This window comes from Thalassospira permensis NBRC 106175 (assembly GCF_000714555.1).
Classification (GTDB): Bacteria; Pseudomonadota; Alphaproteobacteria; order Rhodospirillales; family Thalassospiraceae; genus Thalassospira; species Thalassospira xiamenensis.
On record NZ_AUNC01000002.1, the window covers coordinates 21,935 to 41,019 of the forward strand.

Annotated in this window: 18 protein-coding genes; 11 read left to right on the top strand and 7 right to left on the bottom strand. The window is 52.4% G+C overall.

Translation table 11 applies throughout. The features are described from left to right. Nucleotides 1-235 precede the first annotated feature (235 nt). The 5 genes from SMB34_RS02340 to msrA all read left to right on the top strand — a co-directional run bounded on the left by SMB34_RS02340 (nucleotide 236) and on the right by msrA (nucleotide 3,888). Complete coding sequence (locus tag SMB34_RS02340; RefSeq protein ID WP_007092157.1) at nucleotides 236-697, top strand: tetratricopeptide repeat protein; 462 nt, start codon at nucleotides 236-238, stop codon at nucleotides 695-697. 177 nt (nucleotides 698-874) lie between these two features. Continuing rightward, nucleotides 875-1,198 carry a hypothetical protein gene (locus SMB34_RS02345; RefSeq protein WP_233421863.1) on the top strand — a complete coding sequence of 108 codons (324 nt, stop codon included), beginning with the start codon at nucleotides 875-877 and terminating at the stop codon, nucleotides 1,196-1,198. 167 nt (nucleotides 1,199-1,365) lie between these two features. Continuing rightward, the gene (locus SMB34_RS02350) at nucleotides 1,366-2,694 is read left to right on the top strand and encodes an SPOR domain-containing protein (protein ID WP_037987527.1); all 1,329 of its coding nucleotides are present in this window, start codon (nucleotides 1,366-1,368) and stop codon (nucleotides 2,692-2,694) included. A gap of 215 nt (nucleotides 2,695-2,909) precedes the next feature. Continuing rightward, nucleotides 2,910-3,242: a hypothetical protein gene (locus SMB34_RS20995; protein WP_139328151.1), complete on the top strand. Its 333-nt coding sequence runs from the start codon at nucleotides 2,910-2,912 to the stop codon at nucleotides 3,240-3,242. 1 nt (nucleotide 3,243) lies between these two features. Further along, nucleotides 3,244-3,888, top strand: coding sequence for a peptide-methionine (S)-S-oxide reductase MsrA (msrA, locus tag SMB34_RS02360; protein WP_007092153.1), 645 nt, complete (start codon nucleotides 3,244-3,246; stop codon nucleotides 3,886-3,888). Nucleotides 3,889-3,945: 57 nt separating this feature from the next. Here msrA and SMB34_RS02365 read toward each other — a convergent pair whose 3' ends face one another. The 5 genes from SMB34_RS02365 to moaB all read right to left on the bottom strand — a co-directional run bounded on the left by SMB34_RS02365 (nucleotide 3,946) and on the right by moaB (nucleotide 8,459). Then, entirely contained in the window at nucleotides 3,946-4,707 is a 762-nt protein-coding gene (locus tag SMB34_RS02365; protein WP_007092152.1) for an IclR family transcriptional regulator, read from the bottom strand. Between the two features lie 71 nt (nucleotides 4,708-4,778). Then, nucleotides 4,779-5,585: a hypothetical protein gene (locus SMB34_RS02370; RefSeq protein ID WP_007092151.1), complete on the bottom strand. Its 807-nt coding sequence runs from the start codon at nucleotides 5,583-5,585 to the stop codon at nucleotides 4,779-4,781. Nucleotides 5,586-5,797: 212 nt separating this feature from the next. Continuing rightward, entirely contained in the window at nucleotides 5,798-6,859 is a 1,062-nt protein-coding gene (locus tag SMB34_RS21495) for a methyl-accepting chemotaxis protein (RefSeq protein ID WP_007092150.1), read from the bottom strand. Nucleotides 6,860-7,107: 248 nt separating this feature from the next. Then, a complete protein-coding gene (locus SMB34_RS02380; protein WP_007092149.1) occupies nucleotides 7,108-7,878 on the bottom strand; it encodes a sulfite exporter TauE/SafE family protein in 771 nt (256 codons plus the stop codon). Between the two features lie 50 nt (nucleotides 7,879-7,928). Further along, nucleotides 7,929-8,459 carry a molybdenum cofactor biosynthesis protein B gene (gene moaB / locus SMB34_RS02385; protein ID WP_007092148.1) on the bottom strand — a complete coding sequence of 177 codons (531 nt, stop codon included), beginning with the start codon at nucleotides 8,457-8,459 and terminating at the stop codon, nucleotides 7,929-7,931. 426 nt (nucleotides 8,460-8,885) lie between these two features. Here moaB and SMB34_RS02390 point away from each other — a divergent pair, with 426 nt between their 5' ends. The 6 genes from SMB34_RS02390 (at nucleotide 8,886) to SMB34_RS02415 (ending at nucleotide 16,586) form a co-directional block, all read left to right on the top strand. Continuing rightward, nucleotides 8,886-10,838, top strand: a complete 1,953-nt coding sequence (locus tag SMB34_RS02390) for an acetoacetate--CoA ligase (RefSeq protein ID WP_007092147.1) — start codon at nucleotides 8,886-8,888, stop codon at nucleotides 10,836-10,838. A gap of 533 nt (nucleotides 10,839-11,371) precedes the next feature. Beyond that, complete coding sequence (locus SMB34_RS02395; RefSeq protein ID WP_007092146.1) at nucleotides 11,372-12,391, top strand: amino acid ABC transporter substrate-binding protein; 1,020 nt, start codon at nucleotides 11,372-11,374, stop codon at nucleotides 12,389-12,391. A 115-nt stretch (nucleotides 12,392-12,506) separates the two neighbouring features. Continuing rightward, entirely contained in the window at nucleotides 12,507-13,703 is a 1,197-nt protein-coding gene (locus SMB34_RS02400) for an amino acid ABC transporter permease (RefSeq protein WP_007092145.1), read from the top strand. A gap of 1 nt (nucleotide 13,704) precedes the next feature. Continuing rightward, nucleotides 13,705-14,808 carry an amino acid ABC transporter permease gene (locus SMB34_RS02405; protein ID WP_007092144.1) on the top strand — a complete coding sequence of 368 codons (1,104 nt, stop codon included), beginning with the start codon at nucleotides 13,705-13,707 and terminating at the stop codon, nucleotides 14,806-14,808. Between the two features lie 18 nt (nucleotides 14,809-14,826). Then, the gene (locus tag SMB34_RS02410) at nucleotides 14,827-15,615 is read left to right on the top strand and encodes an amino acid ABC transporter ATP-binding protein (RefSeq protein WP_037987528.1); all 789 of its coding nucleotides are present in this window, start codon (nucleotides 14,827-14,829) and stop codon (nucleotides 15,613-15,615) included. 146 nt (nucleotides 15,616-15,761) lie between these two features. Continuing rightward, nucleotides 15,762-16,586: an ABC transporter ATP-binding protein gene (locus SMB34_RS02415; protein WP_051682085.1), complete on the top strand. Its 825-nt coding sequence runs from the start codon at nucleotides 15,762-15,764 to the stop codon at nucleotides 16,584-16,586. A 20-nt stretch (nucleotides 16,587-16,606) separates the two neighbouring features. On the opposite strand, the gene SMB34_RS02420 is transcribed toward SMB34_RS02415, so the two are convergent. Both SMB34_RS02420 and SMB34_RS02425 read right to left on the bottom strand, forming a co-directional pair. Next, the gene (locus tag SMB34_RS02420) at nucleotides 16,607-17,371 is read right to left on the bottom strand and encodes a DeoR/GlpR family DNA-binding transcription regulator (protein ID WP_037987529.1); all 765 of its coding nucleotides are present in this window, start codon (nucleotides 17,369-17,371) and stop codon (nucleotides 16,607-16,609) included. A 106-nt stretch (nucleotides 17,372-17,477) separates the two neighbouring features. Next, complete coding sequence (locus SMB34_RS02425) at nucleotides 17,478-19,037, bottom strand: SLC13 family permease (RefSeq protein ID WP_037987530.1); 1,560 nt, start codon at nucleotides 19,035-19,037, stop codon at nucleotides 17,478-17,480. Nucleotides 19,038-19,085 lie beyond the last annotated feature (48 nt).

Below are 19,085 nucleotides of genomic sequence, written 5' to 3' on the forward strand. Positions count from 1 at the left end.
ACAAAGGCCCGCATGTTTTATTGCGGGCCTTCGCATTTTGCGTATTTCAGAACGGCACAGCAAAACCAAAGGTTTCAACACTCGTTTGGCAATCGCCACCTAATTCAGAGCTTTGGAATATATTTCTTTCACCAACTCGTGACTGCACTTAACGCAAAGTTGTGCTAAATCCGAAACTGATCCCAAGCCCCCAACGTATCTGGTGCATATGTTTTTTAAGGAAAAGGTAGCGACAATGAATTCCAAAGGTAAAACCCGTTATTTTATTGCATCGCTGGCAATGACGCTTGCATTGGGTACTGTATCCTCCGCAGCTTTGGCGATGGGCAGCGGCAGCAGTTGGGGCAGCGACACACCCGATCTGTCCGAAGTCGTCGAAATGATTGATGCTGGCAAATACGACACGGCTATCGCAAGCCTTGAAGGCATGCTCGAAGATGATCCGAAAAATGCCGATATCCTTAACTATCTTGCTTATAGTCAGCGGAAATCAGGCGATCTTGAAAGTGCGTCCCAAAACTACGAACGCGCATTGATGATTGATCCGGAACACAAGGGTGCTTTGGAATATCAGGGCGAACTGTTCCTTCAGACCGGAAAGCCCGACATGGCGCGTGAAAACCTTGCGCGACTGGAGAAAGTCTGCGGTATGGATTGCGACGAATACAAAGAGCTGTCAGCAAAAATTCCGCAATAGATTTGCACCGCAAAAAAACCTTCCGAAACTATTCGTTAGGATAGCTTTGCAACACACACATTTGTCGCCATGTATTACCCCTCTTGTGGGTAATACATGGAACTGGACTTGGTCATGCCTGACGCTGTGCTGCGGAAAAGTTATACTGTTGTTGTCGTGCGCAGCACAGGACAGCAAATGGACCTGGAAACGCTTTCGGATTATCAAAGCGCGATCAATTCTGCGAAAAACGCATTGACCAACAATAACAATTCCGAAGTTCGCGTTGTCGAAAACAAATATGACGACGCCACAAAACGCGACAAAAAACAGGTTGTGAAAATCCTGACCCGTCAGGAAAGTGGCGCAGGAAATGGCGGCGCGGCAAAATCACGCGCAAAGGATTCCGGCGTCAGCCACGAAGTAGCCAACCAGTTTAGCAAGGGGATCGTCAACATCGTTCTGGCGATTACCGTTCTGGTGCTTCTTGCCGGGATTGTCATCCCATTGATGAACCGCTGATAGTGCATAACACCGCTAATCGTATCGAAACGACGATATCCCGCGAAACGCTGAGATAAATCGATCATCTGTTTTCTCTGACTGCTTGACAGTGTGCCGCCCGGTTGCAAAATTGGTGAAGTCCATGCAATGGACCTTCGGGGGCTCAAAGGGAAATCAGGTGCCAATTGATCAATAAAAGCGCCAAATCCGTCATATCGTCGCGCTGGAAATACGGCTGCCTGACGATTGCACTGTTCGTCCCCCTGCTCTCCGGATGCTCTTCTGACGATATGATGTCGCTGTTTGGCAACAAAACTGGGTCCAAACAAATCAAAATCAGCGATACGGACAGCCAATCGCAAACGGCAATAGCATCTGGCATCGATAGTGCTGCCTGCGGTCTTTTCTTTGATAATGCATCTGCCGGGACAGTTTCGAACCAAGCCCTGAATGACAATGCAGCAGAACCGATATCGCTGCAGGGCAATCCGGCCGATGACCTGCGTCATGCCATGGCACTTGATCTTGCCAACGAACATGCAAAGGCGCGGCGCCTTTATCTCTGGTTGACCGCAGCCGATCCGAATGCCTCAATCTCGATCAATTGCGGTAACGGCATTATGCTAAGCGGTACGATCACAAGCCTTGCACAAAAGCGCATTAAGGCGATGGATATCAGCAATCCGGATCTTGCCCGCTCGCGCGAAATTGATGCGGTGGTTGCTTCGGCAATCGTTGCGCCCGGCCCGGAACTTCCCGATCCGCCGACGGTGCAAAGAAATCGCGACTTTTACAAAAACACTGTCGCGCTCGACATTCCGCCCGAGGATTCAACGGCTGCGCGTCCCGCAATGGAAATGGATGTTAGCAGCAATACAGCACGCCTGACCTCTGTTGACCGACCAGCAAGGAAAATTGCTGCACCGTCTGTTGTCCCCCAAACAGAGCAACTAACCGCGGCAACGACACCACCTACGATAAAAGGCGATGCGGTTACGCCAAGGGCGTCAAACAAAGCTCTGATTTCAACAACGCGTCCCATTGAAAGCGGCACGCTGGAACTGGAAGATGAAACATCTGCATCACAAAGCACCTTGATCGAAGTTCCAATGGTGGATGCGTCAAACAAAGCCCAAGCTGAAGAGAGCACTGCGGAAATTCGAACCGAGCCAGCAAAGATTGCTGAGGCCCCTGCACCTTCGATCCGTGAACCGGAACCCAAGCCAGAAGCGTCTCAACCGGTTCAAACAAGCAGTTCTTCTTATTACGCGGTGCAATTGGCGGCCTATCGTTCGCGTGAAATGGCTGAATCCCGTTGGTTGAAATTTGAAACCATGGGTAACGGCATCCTTCGTGGCGCAAGCCACGAGGTCCAAAGCATTGCGATTGAAGGTCAAGGTCTGTTTTTCCGTCTGATGACCGGAAAGTACTCCAGCCAGTCCGAAGCACAATCAGCGTGTGGCGGCCTGAAACGCGCCGGAATTGACTGTCTGATCCGTCACATAAAACCCTGAAATCACATCTTCGGAAAAAGCTTCAGGGTTTTGATTTATCGTCGGGTGGCATACTCGCCCCGGATGCTTTACCTGCCCAGTGACCGAATGACCGGTGTCGATGAAGCGCTTCCGGCCTTGTCTTATGGCCATGCCTGCGAAGAAACCCCGGCAGGCGCTTCAGAACCGCCTCGATTCTGGTGTTGTGCCGGTAATATCGCCAACGCAAATACTGGATGAAACGCCTTGTGCGTTTTGACCCGGCCGCCAGCATCGGGATGCCAATCGCAATAAAAACCATCCCGAAAAATGGGGGCGGCAGAGGCAGGAATACGAACCCGATGAACAGGTTGATTACACCGCCACCAATCAGCAAGGATGATTTCAAATGTCTTGCGCGTCGCAAATCAGCGGCTTCCAGCGATAATGACATGCAGGATTCTTATTATCGCGTCCCGCACGGCCCTTACCAAAAGAATGTTCGAAGACAATTTACCGTGAAGGCAATTGCCAAAGCATCAATCTGGGTTAAATTGCAACTCAGTCCATTAACTCAAGGCAGGTTCTGACATGTTCTCTTCGATCGCCCCAGAAAAAGTCTCTATCCCGTCTGCCGAAACCGCCCTGCCCGGTCGCGCCGAGAAATTGCAAGTCGCAGATCGCCATGTGGTTACAGGCAACCCGATGACAGGTCCGTTCCCAGACAACCTTGAAACGGTTGTATTTGGCATGGGTTGTTTCTGGGGGGCGGAGCGTCTTTTCTGGAAACAGGACGGCGTCTATACCACAGCCGCAGGTTATGCAGGTGGTTACACCGAAAACCCGACCTATCGGGAGGTCTGCAGCGGTATGACCGGCCATGCGGAAGTTGTTCAGGTGGTCTATGACCCGGCTGTGATTTCATATCAGACGCTGCTGCGTCTGTTCTGGGAAAACCATGATCCGACCCAGGGCATGCGCCAAGGCAATGACATCGGCACACAGTACCGGTCGGTAATCTATACCCTGAACAACACACAGAAAGAAGCCGCCGAGACGTCAAGAAAACAATATCTTGATGCGCTCAAATCCGCCGGGCGGAATGCCATCACAACCGAAATCAAAGACGCCCCGCCATTCTTCTATGCAGAAGACTTCCATCAGCAGTATCTGCACAAGAACCCGGATGGTTACTGCGGCCTTGGCGGAACCGGCATTTCGTGCCCGGGAATGTAAAACGCAATACAAGGTTTAAAGATCAGCCTGCATGAACATCAATGCGGGCTGATCATCTTACACCGGTTTGCCGCCATATTCACGGCTAAGATCTGCACAAACCCGCCGGACTTTCAATCCGAACTGTTCAATCCGTTCGTTCGGTATGCGGGCAGCGGGGCCCGACAGGGATAGTGCCGCAATCGGCAGTCCTGTCTCATCACGTACAACGCCTGCTACACAGCGCAAGCCAATGGCATGTTCTTCATCGTCAAGTGCGTATCCACGCTGCCTTGACCGGTTCAGATCACTTTTCAGCGTATCGGCACTGATCAGTGTACGTTCGGTGATTTTTGGCAGACCATGCTGCGTGATTACCGCATTCACCTCTTCATCAGGCAGAAATGCAAGCAGCGCCTTCCCCACACCCGAGCAATGCATCAACGCCCGGCGGCCTGGCGTTACCAATGCCCGCATCATCTTGCGACATTCCACCTGCGACAGGAAAATAACTTCGCCGCCATCAGCCACAGCCAGATTGACCGTTTCGCCACTGTCTTCCATCAAGGCGCGCATATAGGGGCGCGCGATCTGGCTAAGATTACGGTTTTTCGTAAAGGCATTACCCACACTGAACGCCTGCACGCCAATCGACCACAGCGTTCGTTCACCATCGAATGTGACATAGCGTTCATGCTGCATCGTCGTCAATAACCGGTGCACGGTAGAGGGCGGCAAATGCACCTGATGGGCGATTTCGGTCAAGGTCATCCCGTACTCGCTATCCGCAAGCGTGTTCAGAATGCTGATTGCCCTTACCAATGACTGAACCTGCTGCATGCAGATCATCCTTCCGGTCGCAGGCTTTGGAGCCTTGGGAACTGATATATTGTAATATTATGGGATCGGCTTCAGACACGCACGGACTTTTCGCGCATCCAGACCAAAGTGGAATAAGCGATCAAATAAACTGTCGCTGCCGCGAAGCTAAGCAATGTACCAACATTAATACCCCAAACCGGATACGTGAACGTCACCGCAAGAATATAAATCCAAAGCGATCCCATACCTCTTGGGAAGTTACGGATTACCGTGTGCAATGGACCAATGCCATAAGATGCATGCAGGATCAGCATCATCGGATAAAGCGTCACCGGGAACCCAGAAAAAAGCCCGGCCCATTTCGGTCCGATCCATGCCGCAATACCGCTGATGCCAAGAACAATCAGTGCGGCAAGAACAGCTCTAAACAGCACGATGCGTCGGGTCAATCGCACCCGGTTCAATATGCGAACATTCTCGATCCCCCGAAACAGTATCAGAGCGACGATCATGGCAGCCAACAGGGTAACGGCACCTGAAATCCGGGTAAACTGGATCTGCTGGCAAATCCATGAAACGAACATGAATGCGCCAAAGGCCGCGACGGAACTTGCCGGTATCTGCAATATCATCCGGCGGTCTGACAACAACCGTGACGTCAGGTAATAGGCATATAGAAAGGCAAGTGTTGCGATCAGCCCCGGCAGGGCATAGACGGCGCTTTCTGTCGCAAACACAACGCCCTGCTCCAGCCCGATAAAATAAAGCAGGATCGCCGTTCCAAGCGGGTATCCGGAAAGCACCCCGGCGGCACGCGGGCCTGTACGCTCCGCAAGGATGGATAACCCCAGCACAACAGAAATTGATACTGCAAGCTTGGCAAACAGCAACGTCAAGGTAACCTCCCGCGGCTTATTTTAACAATTCATCGATGAATTGTCGTAATATTATATTTTACCGCTATCTCCTTTTTCCAGCCTGCGCAAGCAGGAACCAATTTTAAGATGTTTCACGAACACTAGGCGCATAAGCAAAAAAGCGAGCCCCGACGGTGCCCGCTTTTCTGGTTGCTATGCTTTACTTGGTCTGGCTTTGCTGCCGACCGCCCCTATGACGCCATTGAAAGCTTTGCCCCCGGCTTATCAGCTGCTTTGATGGCATTTCGGGGCTGTTGAACAATCACCCCGCGCCAACCAAGCCCCTTATATGTCTCATAACCGGGCGTTAGCGCATAAGCGACCAGTGACCCATCCGCCAACAGATAGGAACCACGATTGGGGTCCTTGACCTCCAACCGGATCTGCTCGCTCAAGACGCCCTGATTATCGGACGCCGCGATGATGCGATTTTGCGAGTCAATCAGCATTACACGCGTGCGTGCACGCTCTTCGTCGCTGAAGTTCAATGCCTTTACCACCATCGGTGCCTGGTTTTCCCAATCAAAGAAAACCCCCATAACACCGATAACGTCGCCTTTTGCCTTACCGCCCCGTCGAACAGCCGTCGCATAGGTCGCCGTAGCCGCGTTATTTAGCAGCTCATTGTGCGCGATATCCGCAACCGCATACGCCCCGCCATCCCGGCATCGCATAGCTTCGCGGAACCACGGCATGTGACCGATATCTGTACCGACAAGACGGTATTTATCCGGACGCCCGGTGGCAATGATCCGGCCGCTACAATCCGCAATCCAAAGGTCAAGATAGACGGTATAGGAATCAAGGATCACGCCAAGGCGCTGCGATGTCTGGCTGGCGATTTCACCGTTGTCCGGGTTCTCGCAAACATCAACAACCGCGGCGTCTGTGGCCCACCATCGAACATCACAAGACCGCTCAAACAGGTTTCGGTCCATAAGCTCGACAACATATCGTGACAGGTCGGCAAAGCGGTCTCCACGCGCCGTTTGCGCCGTTCGCTCAAGATCAAGCGCCAGACTTTCAAACATATGTTCGAGTTCTTCGGTAATGACGGTTACGCGCTGCGAGATTTCCTTAACCTCGTTGGCAACGACGCCAAACCCGCGGCCTACTTCCCCCGCACGTGCTGCTTCGATCAACGCATTCAGCGCCAATGTCCGCGTAGCCCGGGTTACACCTTTTATTTCTGTGATCTTCTCATTGGCAAGTTGCGACATCTCTGTTGCCACCTGCAAAATTCGTTCGGGCATTCCCGCAAGCTCCCCTTGCAAAATTTGGTTTCACCCCGTGTTGATGCTTTTTTTTTATGCATCATTCTTAAGCGTGCAATTTATATGCAATTCATACCCGATTGGTTAATGAAAAAATGCTTACATAGTGCGTTTGAGATAATTTTCCCGATTAAATCACGCCAAAAGAAAAAGGGCAGGAAATTTCCCGCCCTAAAATTCAACCTGATGAACACAAAATTACCGCATCAATCACACCAGAACGTCATTCAAATCTTGGCAAAGTGGATAACGGTATCAGACAGCAGTTTTAAACCGGTAATAAACAGCAAGGTGTAGCACACCCGATAAAACAGCTTTTCATTGACCTTGTCATGCGCCCAAAGCCCCAGCCACGTCCCGAAAAGCGCCACCGGAACCAGAACAAGCGCGGTTCCGAAATTGGCACCACCGAATTGCCCCAGATACCAGTACGGAATCAGCTTCACATAATTGACAACGATGAAGAACATGACGGTCGTACCGACGAAAACCGTTTTGTCCATTCGCTGCGGCAACAGGAACACAGAAACCGGCGGACCACCAGCATGCGCGACAAAGCTCGTAAAACCGGCAATGGTCCCCCAAAACGATCCCATGCCCCAATTGGCAGGCTTGACTTTATCACCACGCCTCTTTCCACGAAACCAGTGATCAAGTGTAAAGCCGATGGCAATGAGGGCAATAATCAGCTTCACGGCATATTCATTCAGATAGCTGAACGATAATGTACCGATCAGGATACCAAGAAGTGCGGCAGGTATCAGGATCATCATATTGCGACGATCCCACTTCTTCCGGTATGCCCAGACATTGGCAATATCCATCAGACACAATATAGGCAACATAATTGCCGCCGCGGCCTGCGGAGACAACGCCAATGCCATCAGTGGCACTGCCATAACACCAAGCCCACCCCCAAACCCGCTTTTTGACACACCAGCAATCAAAACTGCCGGAATTGCGACAAGGTAAAAGAAGGGATCGGTGATAATTTCCATAAAATCGTCCTACGGAAGGTGATCGTCTCGTCTAAAACCTGAGCGGCAGATTACTTTTCGGTCAAACGCGGCATCAGTTCGACGAAGTTGCATGGACGGTGACGAATGTCGAGTTGATAGAACAGGATATCATCCCAGGCATCCTTGCACGCACCATTCGACCCAGGCAGGGCAAACATGTAAGTTCCACAAGATACGCCAGCGGTTGCACGCGATTGAACAGTCGATGTGCCAATCTTGGCATATGACAGCCAGCGAAACAGCTCGCCAAACCCGGGGATCTCCTTGTCATAAACCTTCTGATGGGCCTCTGTCGTAACATCGCGCCCGGTCACACCAGTCCCGCCCGTACTGATGATCACGTCAACCTTCGGATCATCGCACCACTGCCGGAGCTGCGAGACAATCGTGTCGAAATCATCCTTTACGATAGTCCGCGCCGCGACCTTGTGACCTTTGGCTTCGATCCGATCAGCAAGAATCTGGCCAGAGGTATCATTCCCCAGCGTTCTGGTATCGCTCACCGTCAGAACAGCAATATTTACAGATACAAACGGGCGATTTTCATCGATTCTGGACATGCTATCAACTCCGGATGGTGGCTTCATTTCCGACAGAGTAGTCAGCATGCAGACAAGCGCAAGCCGTTTCGAAATACCGCACCGCACAACACACCCTCAGCACATCACAATCGAACAAAAGATCGCAAATTTTGGTTATTTAATTACCGAAAAACGCTTGAATTTCCCGGGCCCGATCACCCTCCATTCAAAAAACTGGCAACAAACCCAATAAAATTAATGTTAATTTTCATAACACTAAGAAGAAAACCTGAAACTCTTAAACTTGACTTTCAGCAAGATAGTTCACACTTCGCCCACTCTGCCCCATGACTTTTCTTGCCGTGCAACATAATTCACCGTAAAAAAGTGGTAGGGAGATACCGATTTGAGCCTTAAAAATGGTCGGTAATTGCAAGAAAACAGGCAGGAAACAAAGGATCCATCATGAGCGATTTGCTTTGGCAGCCCAGTCCAGCGCGCGTTGAAAACGCCAATGTCACCCGGTTCCGCAACTGGGTGAACGAAAAGCACAGCCTGAAACTGGACAGCTTCCACGCGCTCTATGACTGGTCGGTTGCCAGCAAGGAAGATTTCTGGCCCGCAATTATCGACTATGTCGGTCTGAAGGCAGAAAGCTGGGGTGACTCAGTACTTGTTGACGGCTACAAAATGCCCGGTGCAAAGTTCTTCCCGAATGCCCGACTGAATTTTTCAGAAAACCTGCTGGTCCGTGATGACGACACCGACGCGCTCGTTTTCTGGGGGGAAGACAAGGTCAAAACCCGTATCTCATGGTGCGACCTGAATATCGCGGTATCGAAATTCTCGCAGGCACTTCGCGCCGAAGGCATCAAAAAGGGTGATCGCGTATGCGGATACATGCCCAACATGGTCGAAACCGTGATCGCAATGCTGGGTACAGCCGCAATCGGTGCCACTTGGTCATCGGCCTCCCCCGACTTCGGGGTTCAGGGCGTCGTTGACAGGTTCGGCCAGATCGAACCCAAATTGATGATTACGGTTGACGGCTATCACTATAATGGCAAAAGCCACGACATTCGCGAAAAAGTCCGCGATGTTGTCGACAGGATCACGACGATCCAGAAAGTTGTCATCGTCAAATATGCCTTTGATGGCACCAACACGACCGGCATTCGCAATGGCGTTTCCTACGATAATTTCCTAGCCCCCTTCAGTCCGGAAAAGATCGTATTTGAACAGGTCGAATTCAATCACCCGCTTTATGTGATGTTTTCGTCCGGCACGACAGGCAAACCGAAATGCATTGTGCATGGCGCTGGCGGAACGCTTCTTAAACAGGTTTCCGAACATGTCCTGCATTGCGATGTGGTGCCCGGTGATCGGGTATTCTACTTCACCACGTGTGGCTGGATGATGTGGAACTGGTTGATGGGCGGCCTTGCGGCTGGGGCGACACTGCTGCTTTACGATGGATCGCCGTTCTACCCCAGCGGAAATATATTGTTTGACTATGCCGATGCCGAGGGCATGACCCTGTTCGGGACATCGGCCAAATATATCGATGCATTGGCAAAGGCCGAACTTAAACCACGGGAAACCCATGATCTATCGACGGTGCGTGCCATGACATCCACCGGATCGCCTCTGGCCCCCGAAAGTTTCGATTATGTCTATCGCGATATAAAATCCGATATCCATTTGGCCTCCATCTCTGGCGGGACCGACATTCTGGGCTGCTTTGTTCTTGCTTGTCCGGTCTTACCGGTGAAGCGCGGCATCATTCAGACCCGCGCACTGGGTCTTGCCGTTGATGTTTTTGACGATGACGGCAAATCAATCCGCAATCAAAAGGGCGAACTGGTCTGCACCGCCCCCTTCCCCTCCATGCCGATCGGTTTCTGGAATGACCCCGATGGCGCACGCTATAAAGAAGCCTATTTCAACCGTTTCGATAACATCTGGTGCCACGGCGACTATGTAGAGCTTGACGATGACGGCGGTATGGTCATCTACGGCCGATCAGACGCGACGCTTAACCCGGGCGGTGTCCGGATCGGCACCGCCGAGATTTATCGTCAGGTCGAAAAGCTCCCCGAAATTCAAGAATCCATCGTTATCGGTCAGGAATGGGATAACGATGTTCGGGTCATCCTTTTCGTTGTGCTGCGCGAAAAATATCAGCTGGACGAACTTCTGATCGACCGTATACGCAAACAGATCAGGAACAATTGTACGCCCCGTCACGTCCCGGCAAAGATCATTGCCGTGGCCGATATTCCCCGCACAAAGTCAGGAAAAATCACCGAACTGGCCGTCCGGGATGTTGTGCATGGGCGCCCGGTGAAGAATCAGGAAGCACTCGCAAACCCAACAGCACTTGAACTTTTTTCCAATTTACCGGAACTGCGCAGCTAGGCCGAGACGTCCGGCTCAGAACATCAAAGCCCCGTCGCGTGATCGACGGGGCTTTCGTTTTTGCAAAAGATTAATCAGAACCATAAAGCGTGCCGATTTGATTTCAGCGCACATCGCAAGTCGATTCCGCGCCGCAACAGAGTTTATTTTTTGAGCAACAGTTACATTTGGTCAAAAAATACTCATTTCATTGCTGACAACAAAAAAATTTTGAGATTTGTTGCTTTTCAGAACCTGACCATTCGAACAGGTTTTTAACCTTTTGAAATATGGCGTTTTTTAACAGCAAAAAGGCTCTGTAGTCGTCAAAACAACGTTTTTCAGTACATCACCAAAGCGAGGAAATGGCGTAAATTTGAAGAACAAGCCCCCAGCGTAAAATTTTTCAGGCTTGACACATACCAGCCGAAAATTTCTTAATTTGGTGGTCCGATAAAAACAGGACAGTAGGATATGCTGCTCTGGCATATCCAGGGTGGCATAAAAGTTACCAAAGCCATAAAGAATGCTTTGCTAATGAGGGAGCTCATCTAATGAAAATCAAAACGATCCTGGCCGCTGGCGCAATGTCTGTTGCAGCCATCGCCGCAAACAATGCCCACGCGGGCGCTGTGCTTGACGGCATCAAGGCTAAAGGTTTCGTTCAGTGCGGCGTGAACACCGGTCTTCCGGGTTTCTCCGCTGCCAACGCCGAAGGCAAATGGGAAGGTATTGACGTTGACGTTTGCCGTGGCATTGCTGCTGCACTTCTGGGCGACGCTAACAAGGTTCAGTACACCCCATTGACCGCTGCGCAGCGTTTCACCGCTCTGCAGTCTGGCGAAATCGATATCCTTTCGCGTAACACCACGGCGACCCTGACGCGCGACGTCAAGCTTGGCCTGACCTTCCTTGGTATCAACTACTATGATGGCCAGGGCTTCCTGATTCCGAAAGCCTTGGGCGTATCCAGCGCGACGGAACTTGACGGCGCAACCGTTTGCGTCGAGCCGGGCACCACCACCGAACTCAACCTGGCTGATTACTTCCGTGCCAAAGGCATGAGCTTTGAACCGGTCGTTATCGAAAACATCAACGAAGCAACTGCTGCCTTCTTCTCTGGCCGTTGCGACGTTTACACCACTGACGCATCGGGCCTTGCCTCGATCCGTACCACCATGGCGCCGAACCCGGACGACTATATGATTCTTCCGGAAATCATTTCCAAAGAACCGCTTGGACCGGCTGTCGCACAGGGTGACGAACAGTGGGCTGATATCGGTCGCTGGGCTCTTGCCGCCATGATCGAGGCCGAAGAATACGGCGTCACGATGGCAAATGTTGACGAAATGAAGAGCAGCACCAACCCCGGCATCCAGCGTCTTTTGGGCGTTTCCCCGGGCATGGGCGAAGCTCTTGGTCTTGACGAAGAGTGGGCATACCGCATCATCAAGCAGGTTGGTAACTATGGCGAAAGCTATGAGAAAAACGTTACCGCGAAACTGGGTGTCGAGCGCGGCCTGAACGCTCTCTGGACCGACGGTGGCCTGCAATATGCTTGGCCGGTTCGCTAATACCTAGCGTCGGCTAAAAATCGCCTAACGAAGCTCCGCCCCACTGCCTGAACGCATGGGCGGAGCTTTTCGTTAAGGCCACTCACATTGGATACAATCTACACCTGAGGGTCAGATGAGTAAGACTCAAAATGCCCCGGGGGGTGTTCGTTCCAAGACCGTCGTCGATTACCTGAATGACGAGAATGTTCGCGCAATACTGTATCAAATCATTGCGATCGGACTTGTCATATTGGCGGGCTGGTATCTGGTTTCCAATACGCTGGTAAACCTGGAACGACAAAACATCTCAACCGGTTATGGCTTCCTTGATCTCGAAGCTTCGTTCGAAATCAGTGAAAGCATGGTCCAGTACAGTGCACAAAGCAGCTATGCAACCGCACTGTTGGTTGGCCTTCTGAACACCGTAAAGGTGTCTTTACTCGGGATTATCCTGTGTACCATTATCGGTACCATTTTCGGGATTGCGCGCCTGTCGTCGAACTGGATCGTTCGGAAACTGGCGACTGTTTACGTGGAAATTTTCCGGAATATCCCGGTCCTGTTGCAACTTTTCTTCTGGTATGCCGTCATTCCGAACGCGTTCCCGCATCCGCGCGACGCATTCGAACCCCTGCCCGGCGTCCTGCTGACGTCACGTGGCATGTATATGCCGGTTCCGGTTGCCGATAATGCCTATACCCTGATGGGAATTGCCGCGATCATCGCTTTCGTTGCAATATTCTTGATCAAAAAATGGGCTAAAAAACGTCAGGATGAAACCGGTCAGCCATTCCCGGTATTTCTTGTCGGAACGGGTATTTTTGTCGGCCTGGTCTTTATTGCCTATCTGATCGGCGGTGCGCCGACCGATATGGACATACCGGAACTCAAAGGCTTCAACATCCGTGGTGGCACAAATGTTTCACCCGAGTTCCTTGCCGTGCTAATTGGCCTGACGGTTTACACGTCAACCTATGTTGCCGAAGTTGTTCGGTCCGGTATTCAGGCCGTCCCTCACGGCCAGTGGGAAGCTGCCGATAGTCTTGGTATCAAGCGTTCGGTTGCCCTTCGCAAGGTGATTCTGCCGCAATCCATGCGCGTCGCCATTCCGCCACTGACCAACCAGTATCTGAACCTGACCAAAAACAGCTCGCTTGCTGTCGCGGTCGGTTATCCCGATCTGGTGTCGGTATCAAACACGACCATGAACCAGACCGGTCAGGCGATCGAGGCAATCTCGATCTTCATGTCGATCTATCTTGGTCTGTCCTTGTTGACCTCGCTCTTTATGAACTGGTTCAACAAGAAAATGGCACTGGTGGAGAGGTAAGATGGCAGATAAGGCAAAATTACCTCCGCTTCCTACAGGCACTTTTTCTGCCCGTGCAGTTACATGGTCAAAAAAGAACCTGTTTGACGGTTGGTTCAACACCCTCCTGACACTAGGCTCCATCGCATTCCTTGTGTGGCTTATTCCGCCACTCGTGAACTGGGGGATCATCAATGCAACGCTGACGCCCTCCATCGAAGGTTGTGCCGAAGTCACCGGCGCATGCTGGGGCTTTGTGAACGCCAACTTGCGTCTCATTCTGTTTGGAACCTATCCGTACGACGAACAATGGCGCCCGCTTCTTGCTATGATTGTCCTGATGGGCATCATTTGCTTCAGCCTTGGCGGGGTTAAATATCCTTCCTTCCGCAAGGCAATCATCCCGATGTGGGTGATCGGGGTTCCGATCATTGCAATCCTGATGTGGGGCGGTGCACTTGGCCTGACTTATGTGCAGAACAGCTATTGGGGCGGACTTCCGCTGACTCTGATCCTGTCGGCGATCGGCATCATCTTTGCCTTCCCGCTGGGCTTGCTTCTTGCACTGGGACGTCAGTCGAATATGCCTGCGATCAAGACGATCTCGGTTGTCTATATTGAAGTGATCCGTGGTGTGCCGCTGATTACGGTTCTGTTCATGGCATCTGTCATGTTCCCGCTGTTTCTTCCGGACGGTGTGACCATCGACAAACTGCTGCGCGCGCAGATCGGTATCATTCTGTTCACCGCGGCCTATCTTGCCGAGGTGTTCCGTGGCGGTCTCCAAGCTGTGCCGCGGGGCCAGTTCGAAGCCGGCGACAGCCTTGGCCTGTCCTATTGGCAGTCCATGCGCCTGATCATCCTGCCGCAGGCTTTGCGTCTGGTAATCCCACCGACCGTGAACAGCTTCATTTCGATGCTCAAGGATACGACACTGGTGGTCATCATCGGTCTGTTCGACTTCCTTGGCACCGTCAAGCTGGCACTGCGCAGCGACCCGGCATGGACGAAATACTACGTCGAGGGTTATGCCTTCGCCTCGGCAATTTTCTTCCTGATCTGTTTCTCCATGGCCAAATATTCGGCCTATCTTGAAAAAGAGCTCCGCAAGGGCGAGCAACGGTAAGGAGAGAGGAAAAAAACAATGACAGCTACAGAAGCACAAACCACCAATGGCGTTGTCCCTCCTCCGTCGAACGAGGAAGTGATTACCGTCAGCAAGGCCAACAAATGGTATGGCAATTTCCATGTTCTCAAGGATATCGACCTGCATGTCCGCAAGGGCGAGCGCATCGTTATCTGCGGGCCGTCCGGTTCGGGTAAATCGACCCTGATCCGTACACTCAACCGTCTTGAGACCTATCAGAGCGGCGAAATCACCGTTGATGGCATTCTACTTGGCGACGATGTCAAAAACATCGAAGCCGTGCGCCGCGAAGTCTGCATGGTGTTCCAGCACTTCAACCTTTTCCCACACATGACCGTGCTGGAAAACCTGACGCTGGCCCCGATCTGGGTTCGCAAAATGCCCAAGAAAGAAGCCATTGATCTAGCAATGCACTATCTGGAACGTGTCAGGATTGCAGAGCAGGCGCACAAATTCCCCGGCCAGCTTTCCGGCGGTCAGCAACAGCGTGTGGCAATCGCCCGCTCGCTCTGCATGCAGCCGAAAATCATGCTGTTCGATGAACCGACTTCGGCCCTTGACCCGGAAATGGTCAAGGAAGTGCTCGACGTTATGGTCGAACTCGCCAAGGAAGGCATGACCATGCTTTGCGTGACCCACGAAATGGGCTTCGCCAAAGAAGTCGCCGACCGCGTCGTATTCATGGATGCCGGTGAAATCGTTGAAATGGCAGGTCCGCAGGAATTCTTTGCGAACCCCAAAAGCGAACGGACCAAGCTGTTTCTCAGCCAGATCCTGTCGCACTAGGCAAAACGCCCGGTGGACTTCCACAGATTGCGTACCGGAAACGGCCCCCGAAACGGGGCCGTTTTCTTTTTTGCAAATTTCGGGCTTGCCCCCTGCCCGTCAAATGCCGAAGATCGGCGGGCAAACAGCAATGGATAAACATCTTCATGACCACGCCTTCCACACCTGCTACCGCTGCGTCAACATCGGGCTTCATCACGGTTCAGTCACTGACCAAAAAGTTCGGTCCGAATACCGCGCTTGATGATGTCAGCCTGTCGCTCGGCAAGGGTGAAACCATGGCGATCATAGGCCCATCGGCGGCTGGTAAAAGCGTGCTTTTGAAATGTATCGTCGGTCTTCACGGAGCCGACAGCGGTAAGATCATGCTGGGCGGTGACGATGTCAGCCAGGTCAGTTCGCCTGCGCGAAAACATTGGGCCGAACGGATTGGCATGCTGTTTCAGCAAAACGCCCTGTTTGACAGCATGAAGGTTTGGGAAAATATCTGTTTTCGCCAGATAGAGCGCGGAACCATGACCCGCAAAGAAGCCAAGGATCATGCAGTAGACCTGCTTGGTCATGTTGGCCTGTCCGAAGACAGTGCCTTTCTTTCCCCGGGTGATCTTTCCGGCGGCATGCAAAAGCGCGTTGGCATTGCGCGTGCCATTTCAACCGATCCGGAAATTCTGCTACTTGATAATCCGACCGCGGGTCTTGATCCGGTTCTGTCGAACCATATCGAACTGATGATCAGCAAGATCGCGACCCAGCGCGGTACCACCGTCATTACCATCACCAATGACATGCAGATCGCACGCACGCGTTACGCTAACCTTGTGATGATGCACGCGGGCAAAGTTTACTGGTCGGGTTCGACAAACGATATTGATGACGCCCATAACGAACATCTGACCCAGATGCTCAATGGTTCGTCCCAAGGTCCGATCACCATGCGGATGGGCAAGCGCGGCGACCATATGGTTGCCTGATCGCAAATCGTTGTTGCCGGTCAATTCGCGGTATAAACCGACAAATCCGCTTCACGGATGACATCGGCCCAAACCGGGCCGGGATGACGGTCGGTAAACAGGGCGTCAATTTCCGAAAGATGCCCCAACCGCACCATCGCGCGACGCCCGAATTTCGATGCATCGGTACACAGGAACGTCTGGCGGGCATTGGAAATGATCGCACGCGCCACCCGGACTTCGCGATAGTCGAAATCCATCAGACTACCATCTTCGTCAACGCCGGAAATCCCGACAATCGCGTAATCGACCTTGAACTGGTTGATAAAATCGATGGTCGCCTCACCAATCACGCCAAAGTCACGCTGACGAACAACGCCACCGGCAATAATCACCTCAAAGCCCGGGTTGGCGGCACAAATCTGGGCGACATGCAGGTTATTGGTGATGATTTTCAGGCTCTTGTGTGACGATAACGCGCGCGCAACCTCTTCATTCGTGGTGCCGATATTGATGAATATCGACGCCCCTTCGGGGATATGCTGCGCCACCAGCTTGGCAATCTCGCGCTTGCTGCCTAGGTTAAGAACCTGACGATCAGTATATGCCGTGTTTTCCGTGGTCGAAAGGCTGGCCGCCCCGCCATGATAACGCGCAACAAGCCCTTCTTCGGCCATCTCGTTGATATCACGTCGAATGGTCTGGGGGGTAACGGCAAAATGATCGGCCAATGTGTCAATCGTCATGAAACTGTTCGCCGCGACCAGTTCAAGAATTTCGCGACGCCGCCGATCAAGCTTGCCCATATTGTTTCCTTCCGCCCTGAATTTTCGTCTTTGATTGTTAATTTTCGTTACCGATCAAAATGCTTTCTAATGAACGGCAATGCAAGCCCTGCGCACAAAGAAGTTGTTATTTAAACAGAATGGGCACCAGAATCATGGAAAACACCACCAGCAGAGCAAGCCCGGCAAGGTTCACAACCGCACCGGCGCGAACCATATCGCCAATTTTCAGATAGCCGCTGGCAAAAACAATAGCATTCGGGGGCGTTGCCACCGGCAACATGAAGGCACAGCTTGCGGCAATCGCCACCGGCACGGCAAGCAATAGCGGGTCGATGCCCTCGCCCAACGCATAAGTTGCCACCAGTGGCAAAAAGGTTGCAGCCGTCGCCGTATTGGATGTCAGATGGCTGATCAGGATCACCATCAAGGCAATCAGACCGATCTGCACGAACACCGGCAGGTCTGGTAAAGCACCGGCATTTCCGGCAATCCAGGCCGCAAGGCCGCTGTCATTGATCAACGCCCCTAACGCCAGTCCGCCGCCCACCAAAAGCAAAACGCCCCAAGGCAACCGCAATGTCGCCTTCCAATCCAGCACATAAAGATTTTCACGTGCCTTGACCGGGATCGCAAACAAGGCAATCGCAGCAAACATCGCAATCAATGCATCGCTGATCGGGACATCGGGCAAAGCCACCTCGATCAGCGGTCGGAAAAGCCACAGGCAGGCCGTCGCCACAAAGACGATGGCAACCGACTTCTCCCCGCGTGACATCGGTCCCAGTGCGGCAATATCACGCGCCAAAGCATGTCGTGCATTTTCCGGAAGATCATCCGCCTGCGGATAGACAACAGATGTCAGTATCCACCAGCAGAATAGCAAAAGGACCGCAGCAAACGGAACCCCCAGCATCATCCATTGCCCGAACCCTATGCTGACATCAAAGTTACTGGCAAGATAACCGGCAAGCAACGCATTCGGCGGCGTCCCGATCAGGGTCCCGATCCCGCCGATGCTCGCACCAAAGGCAATCCCGAATAGAAGCGCCAGCGCAAAATTGCGCGTCAGCGGAGCAAGCTTTTCCGTCACACTTTCATCGTCGTCCTCAATGCCTCTGGACGGTTCCGTTTCATTGTCGCGAAGCAAATTCACAATCGAAAGCGCAATCGGCAACATCATCGTCGCGGTTGCGGTATTACTGACCCACATCGAAAGGAATGCCGTGGCGGTTATGAAGCCCCCGACAAGAGCACGCGGCCTAAACCCTACCGTTTTCAGGATCATCAGCGCAATGCGTCGATGCAGGTTCCAGCGCTCCATGGCAATCGCAATGATGAATCCCCCCAAAAACATGAATAGCAGGGGGTTGGCATAATGCGGCGTTACCTGTGCAACCGATGCCAAACCAAATACCGGCGCCAGGGCGACCGGCACCAGTGCTGTTGCCGCTATCGGGATCGCTTCCGACAACCACCAAACGGCCATCAAGGCGGCAAGGGATGCCGCGTACCAGGCAATCGAACTCATACCACTTGGTGGCTCCATCAGCACCATGGCAACAAACAGGATCATCCCGCCCCAAAGCCCGGCCTGCCGCCGTAATGCGCCGGGTCGGCGGGGCGATGCCGGGTTGGCACCCGTCGACGAGATCGGAAGCCTGTCAATCAGAGGAAATCGGATCATCGGATGCTCCGGCCATAAGGCAGCATATGTGCTGTGAAACGCTGTGAT

Bases quoted from the DNA above. Each gene is read 5' to 3' on its own strand.
- SMB34_RS02340 (WP_007092157.1), top strand. From the start codon at position 236: ATGAATTCCAAAGGTAAAACCCGTTATTTTATTGCATCGCTGGCAATG.
- SMB34_RS02345 (WP_233421863.1), top strand. From the start codon at position 875: ATGGACCTGGAAACGCTTTCGGATTATCAAAGCGCGATCAATTCTGCG.
- SMB34_RS20995 (WP_139328151.1), top strand. From the start codon at position 2,910: ATGAAACGCCTTGTGCGTTTTGACCCGGCCGCCAGCATCGGGATGCCA.
- msrA (WP_007092153.1), top strand. From the start codon at position 3,244: ATGTTCTCTTCGATCGCCCCAGAAAAAGTCTCTATCCCGTCTGCCGAA.
- SMB34_RS02365 (WP_007092152.1), bottom strand. From the start codon at position 4,707: ATGCAGCAGGTTCAGTCATTGGTAAGGGCAATCAGCATTCTGAACACG.
- SMB34_RS21495 (WP_007092150.1), bottom strand. From the start codon at position 6,859: ATGCCCGAACGAATTTTGCAGGTGGCAACAGAGATGTCGCAACTTGCC.
- SMB34_RS02380 (WP_007092149.1), bottom strand. From the start codon at position 7,878: ATGGAAATTATCACCGATCCCTTCTTTTACCTTGTCGCAATTCCGGCA.
- moaB (WP_007092148.1), bottom strand. From the start codon at position 8,459: ATGTCCAGAATCGATGAAAATCGCCCGTTTGTATCTGTAAATATTGCT.
- SMB34_RS02390 (WP_007092147.1), top strand. From the start codon at position 8,886: ATGAGCGATTTGCTTTGGCAGCCCAGTCCAGCGCGCGTTGAAAACGCC.
- SMB34_RS02395 (WP_007092146.1), top strand. From the start codon at position 11,372: ATGAAAATCAAAACGATCCTGGCCGCTGGCGCAATGTCTGTTGCAGCC.
- SMB34_RS02400 (WP_007092145.1), top strand. From the start codon at position 12,507: ATGAGTAAGACTCAAAATGCCCCGGGGGGTGTTCGTTCCAAGACCGTC.
- SMB34_RS02405 (WP_007092144.1), top strand. From the start codon at position 13,705: ATGGCAGATAAGGCAAAATTACCTCCGCTTCCTACAGGCACTTTTTCT.
- SMB34_RS02410 (WP_037987528.1), top strand. From the start codon at position 14,827: ATGACAGCTACAGAAGCACAAACCACCAATGGCGTTGTCCCTCCTCCG.
- SMB34_RS02415 (WP_051682085.1), top strand. From the start codon at position 15,762: ATGACCACGCCTTCCACACCTGCTACCGCTGCGTCAACATCGGGCTTC.
- SMB34_RS02420 (WP_037987529.1), bottom strand. From the start codon at position 17,371: ATGGGCAAGCTTGATCGGCGGCGTCGCGAAATTCTTGAACTGGTCGCG.
- SMB34_RS02425 (WP_037987530.1), bottom strand. From the start codon at position 19,037: ATGATCCGATTTCCTCTGATTGACAGGCTTCCGATCTCGTCGACGGGT.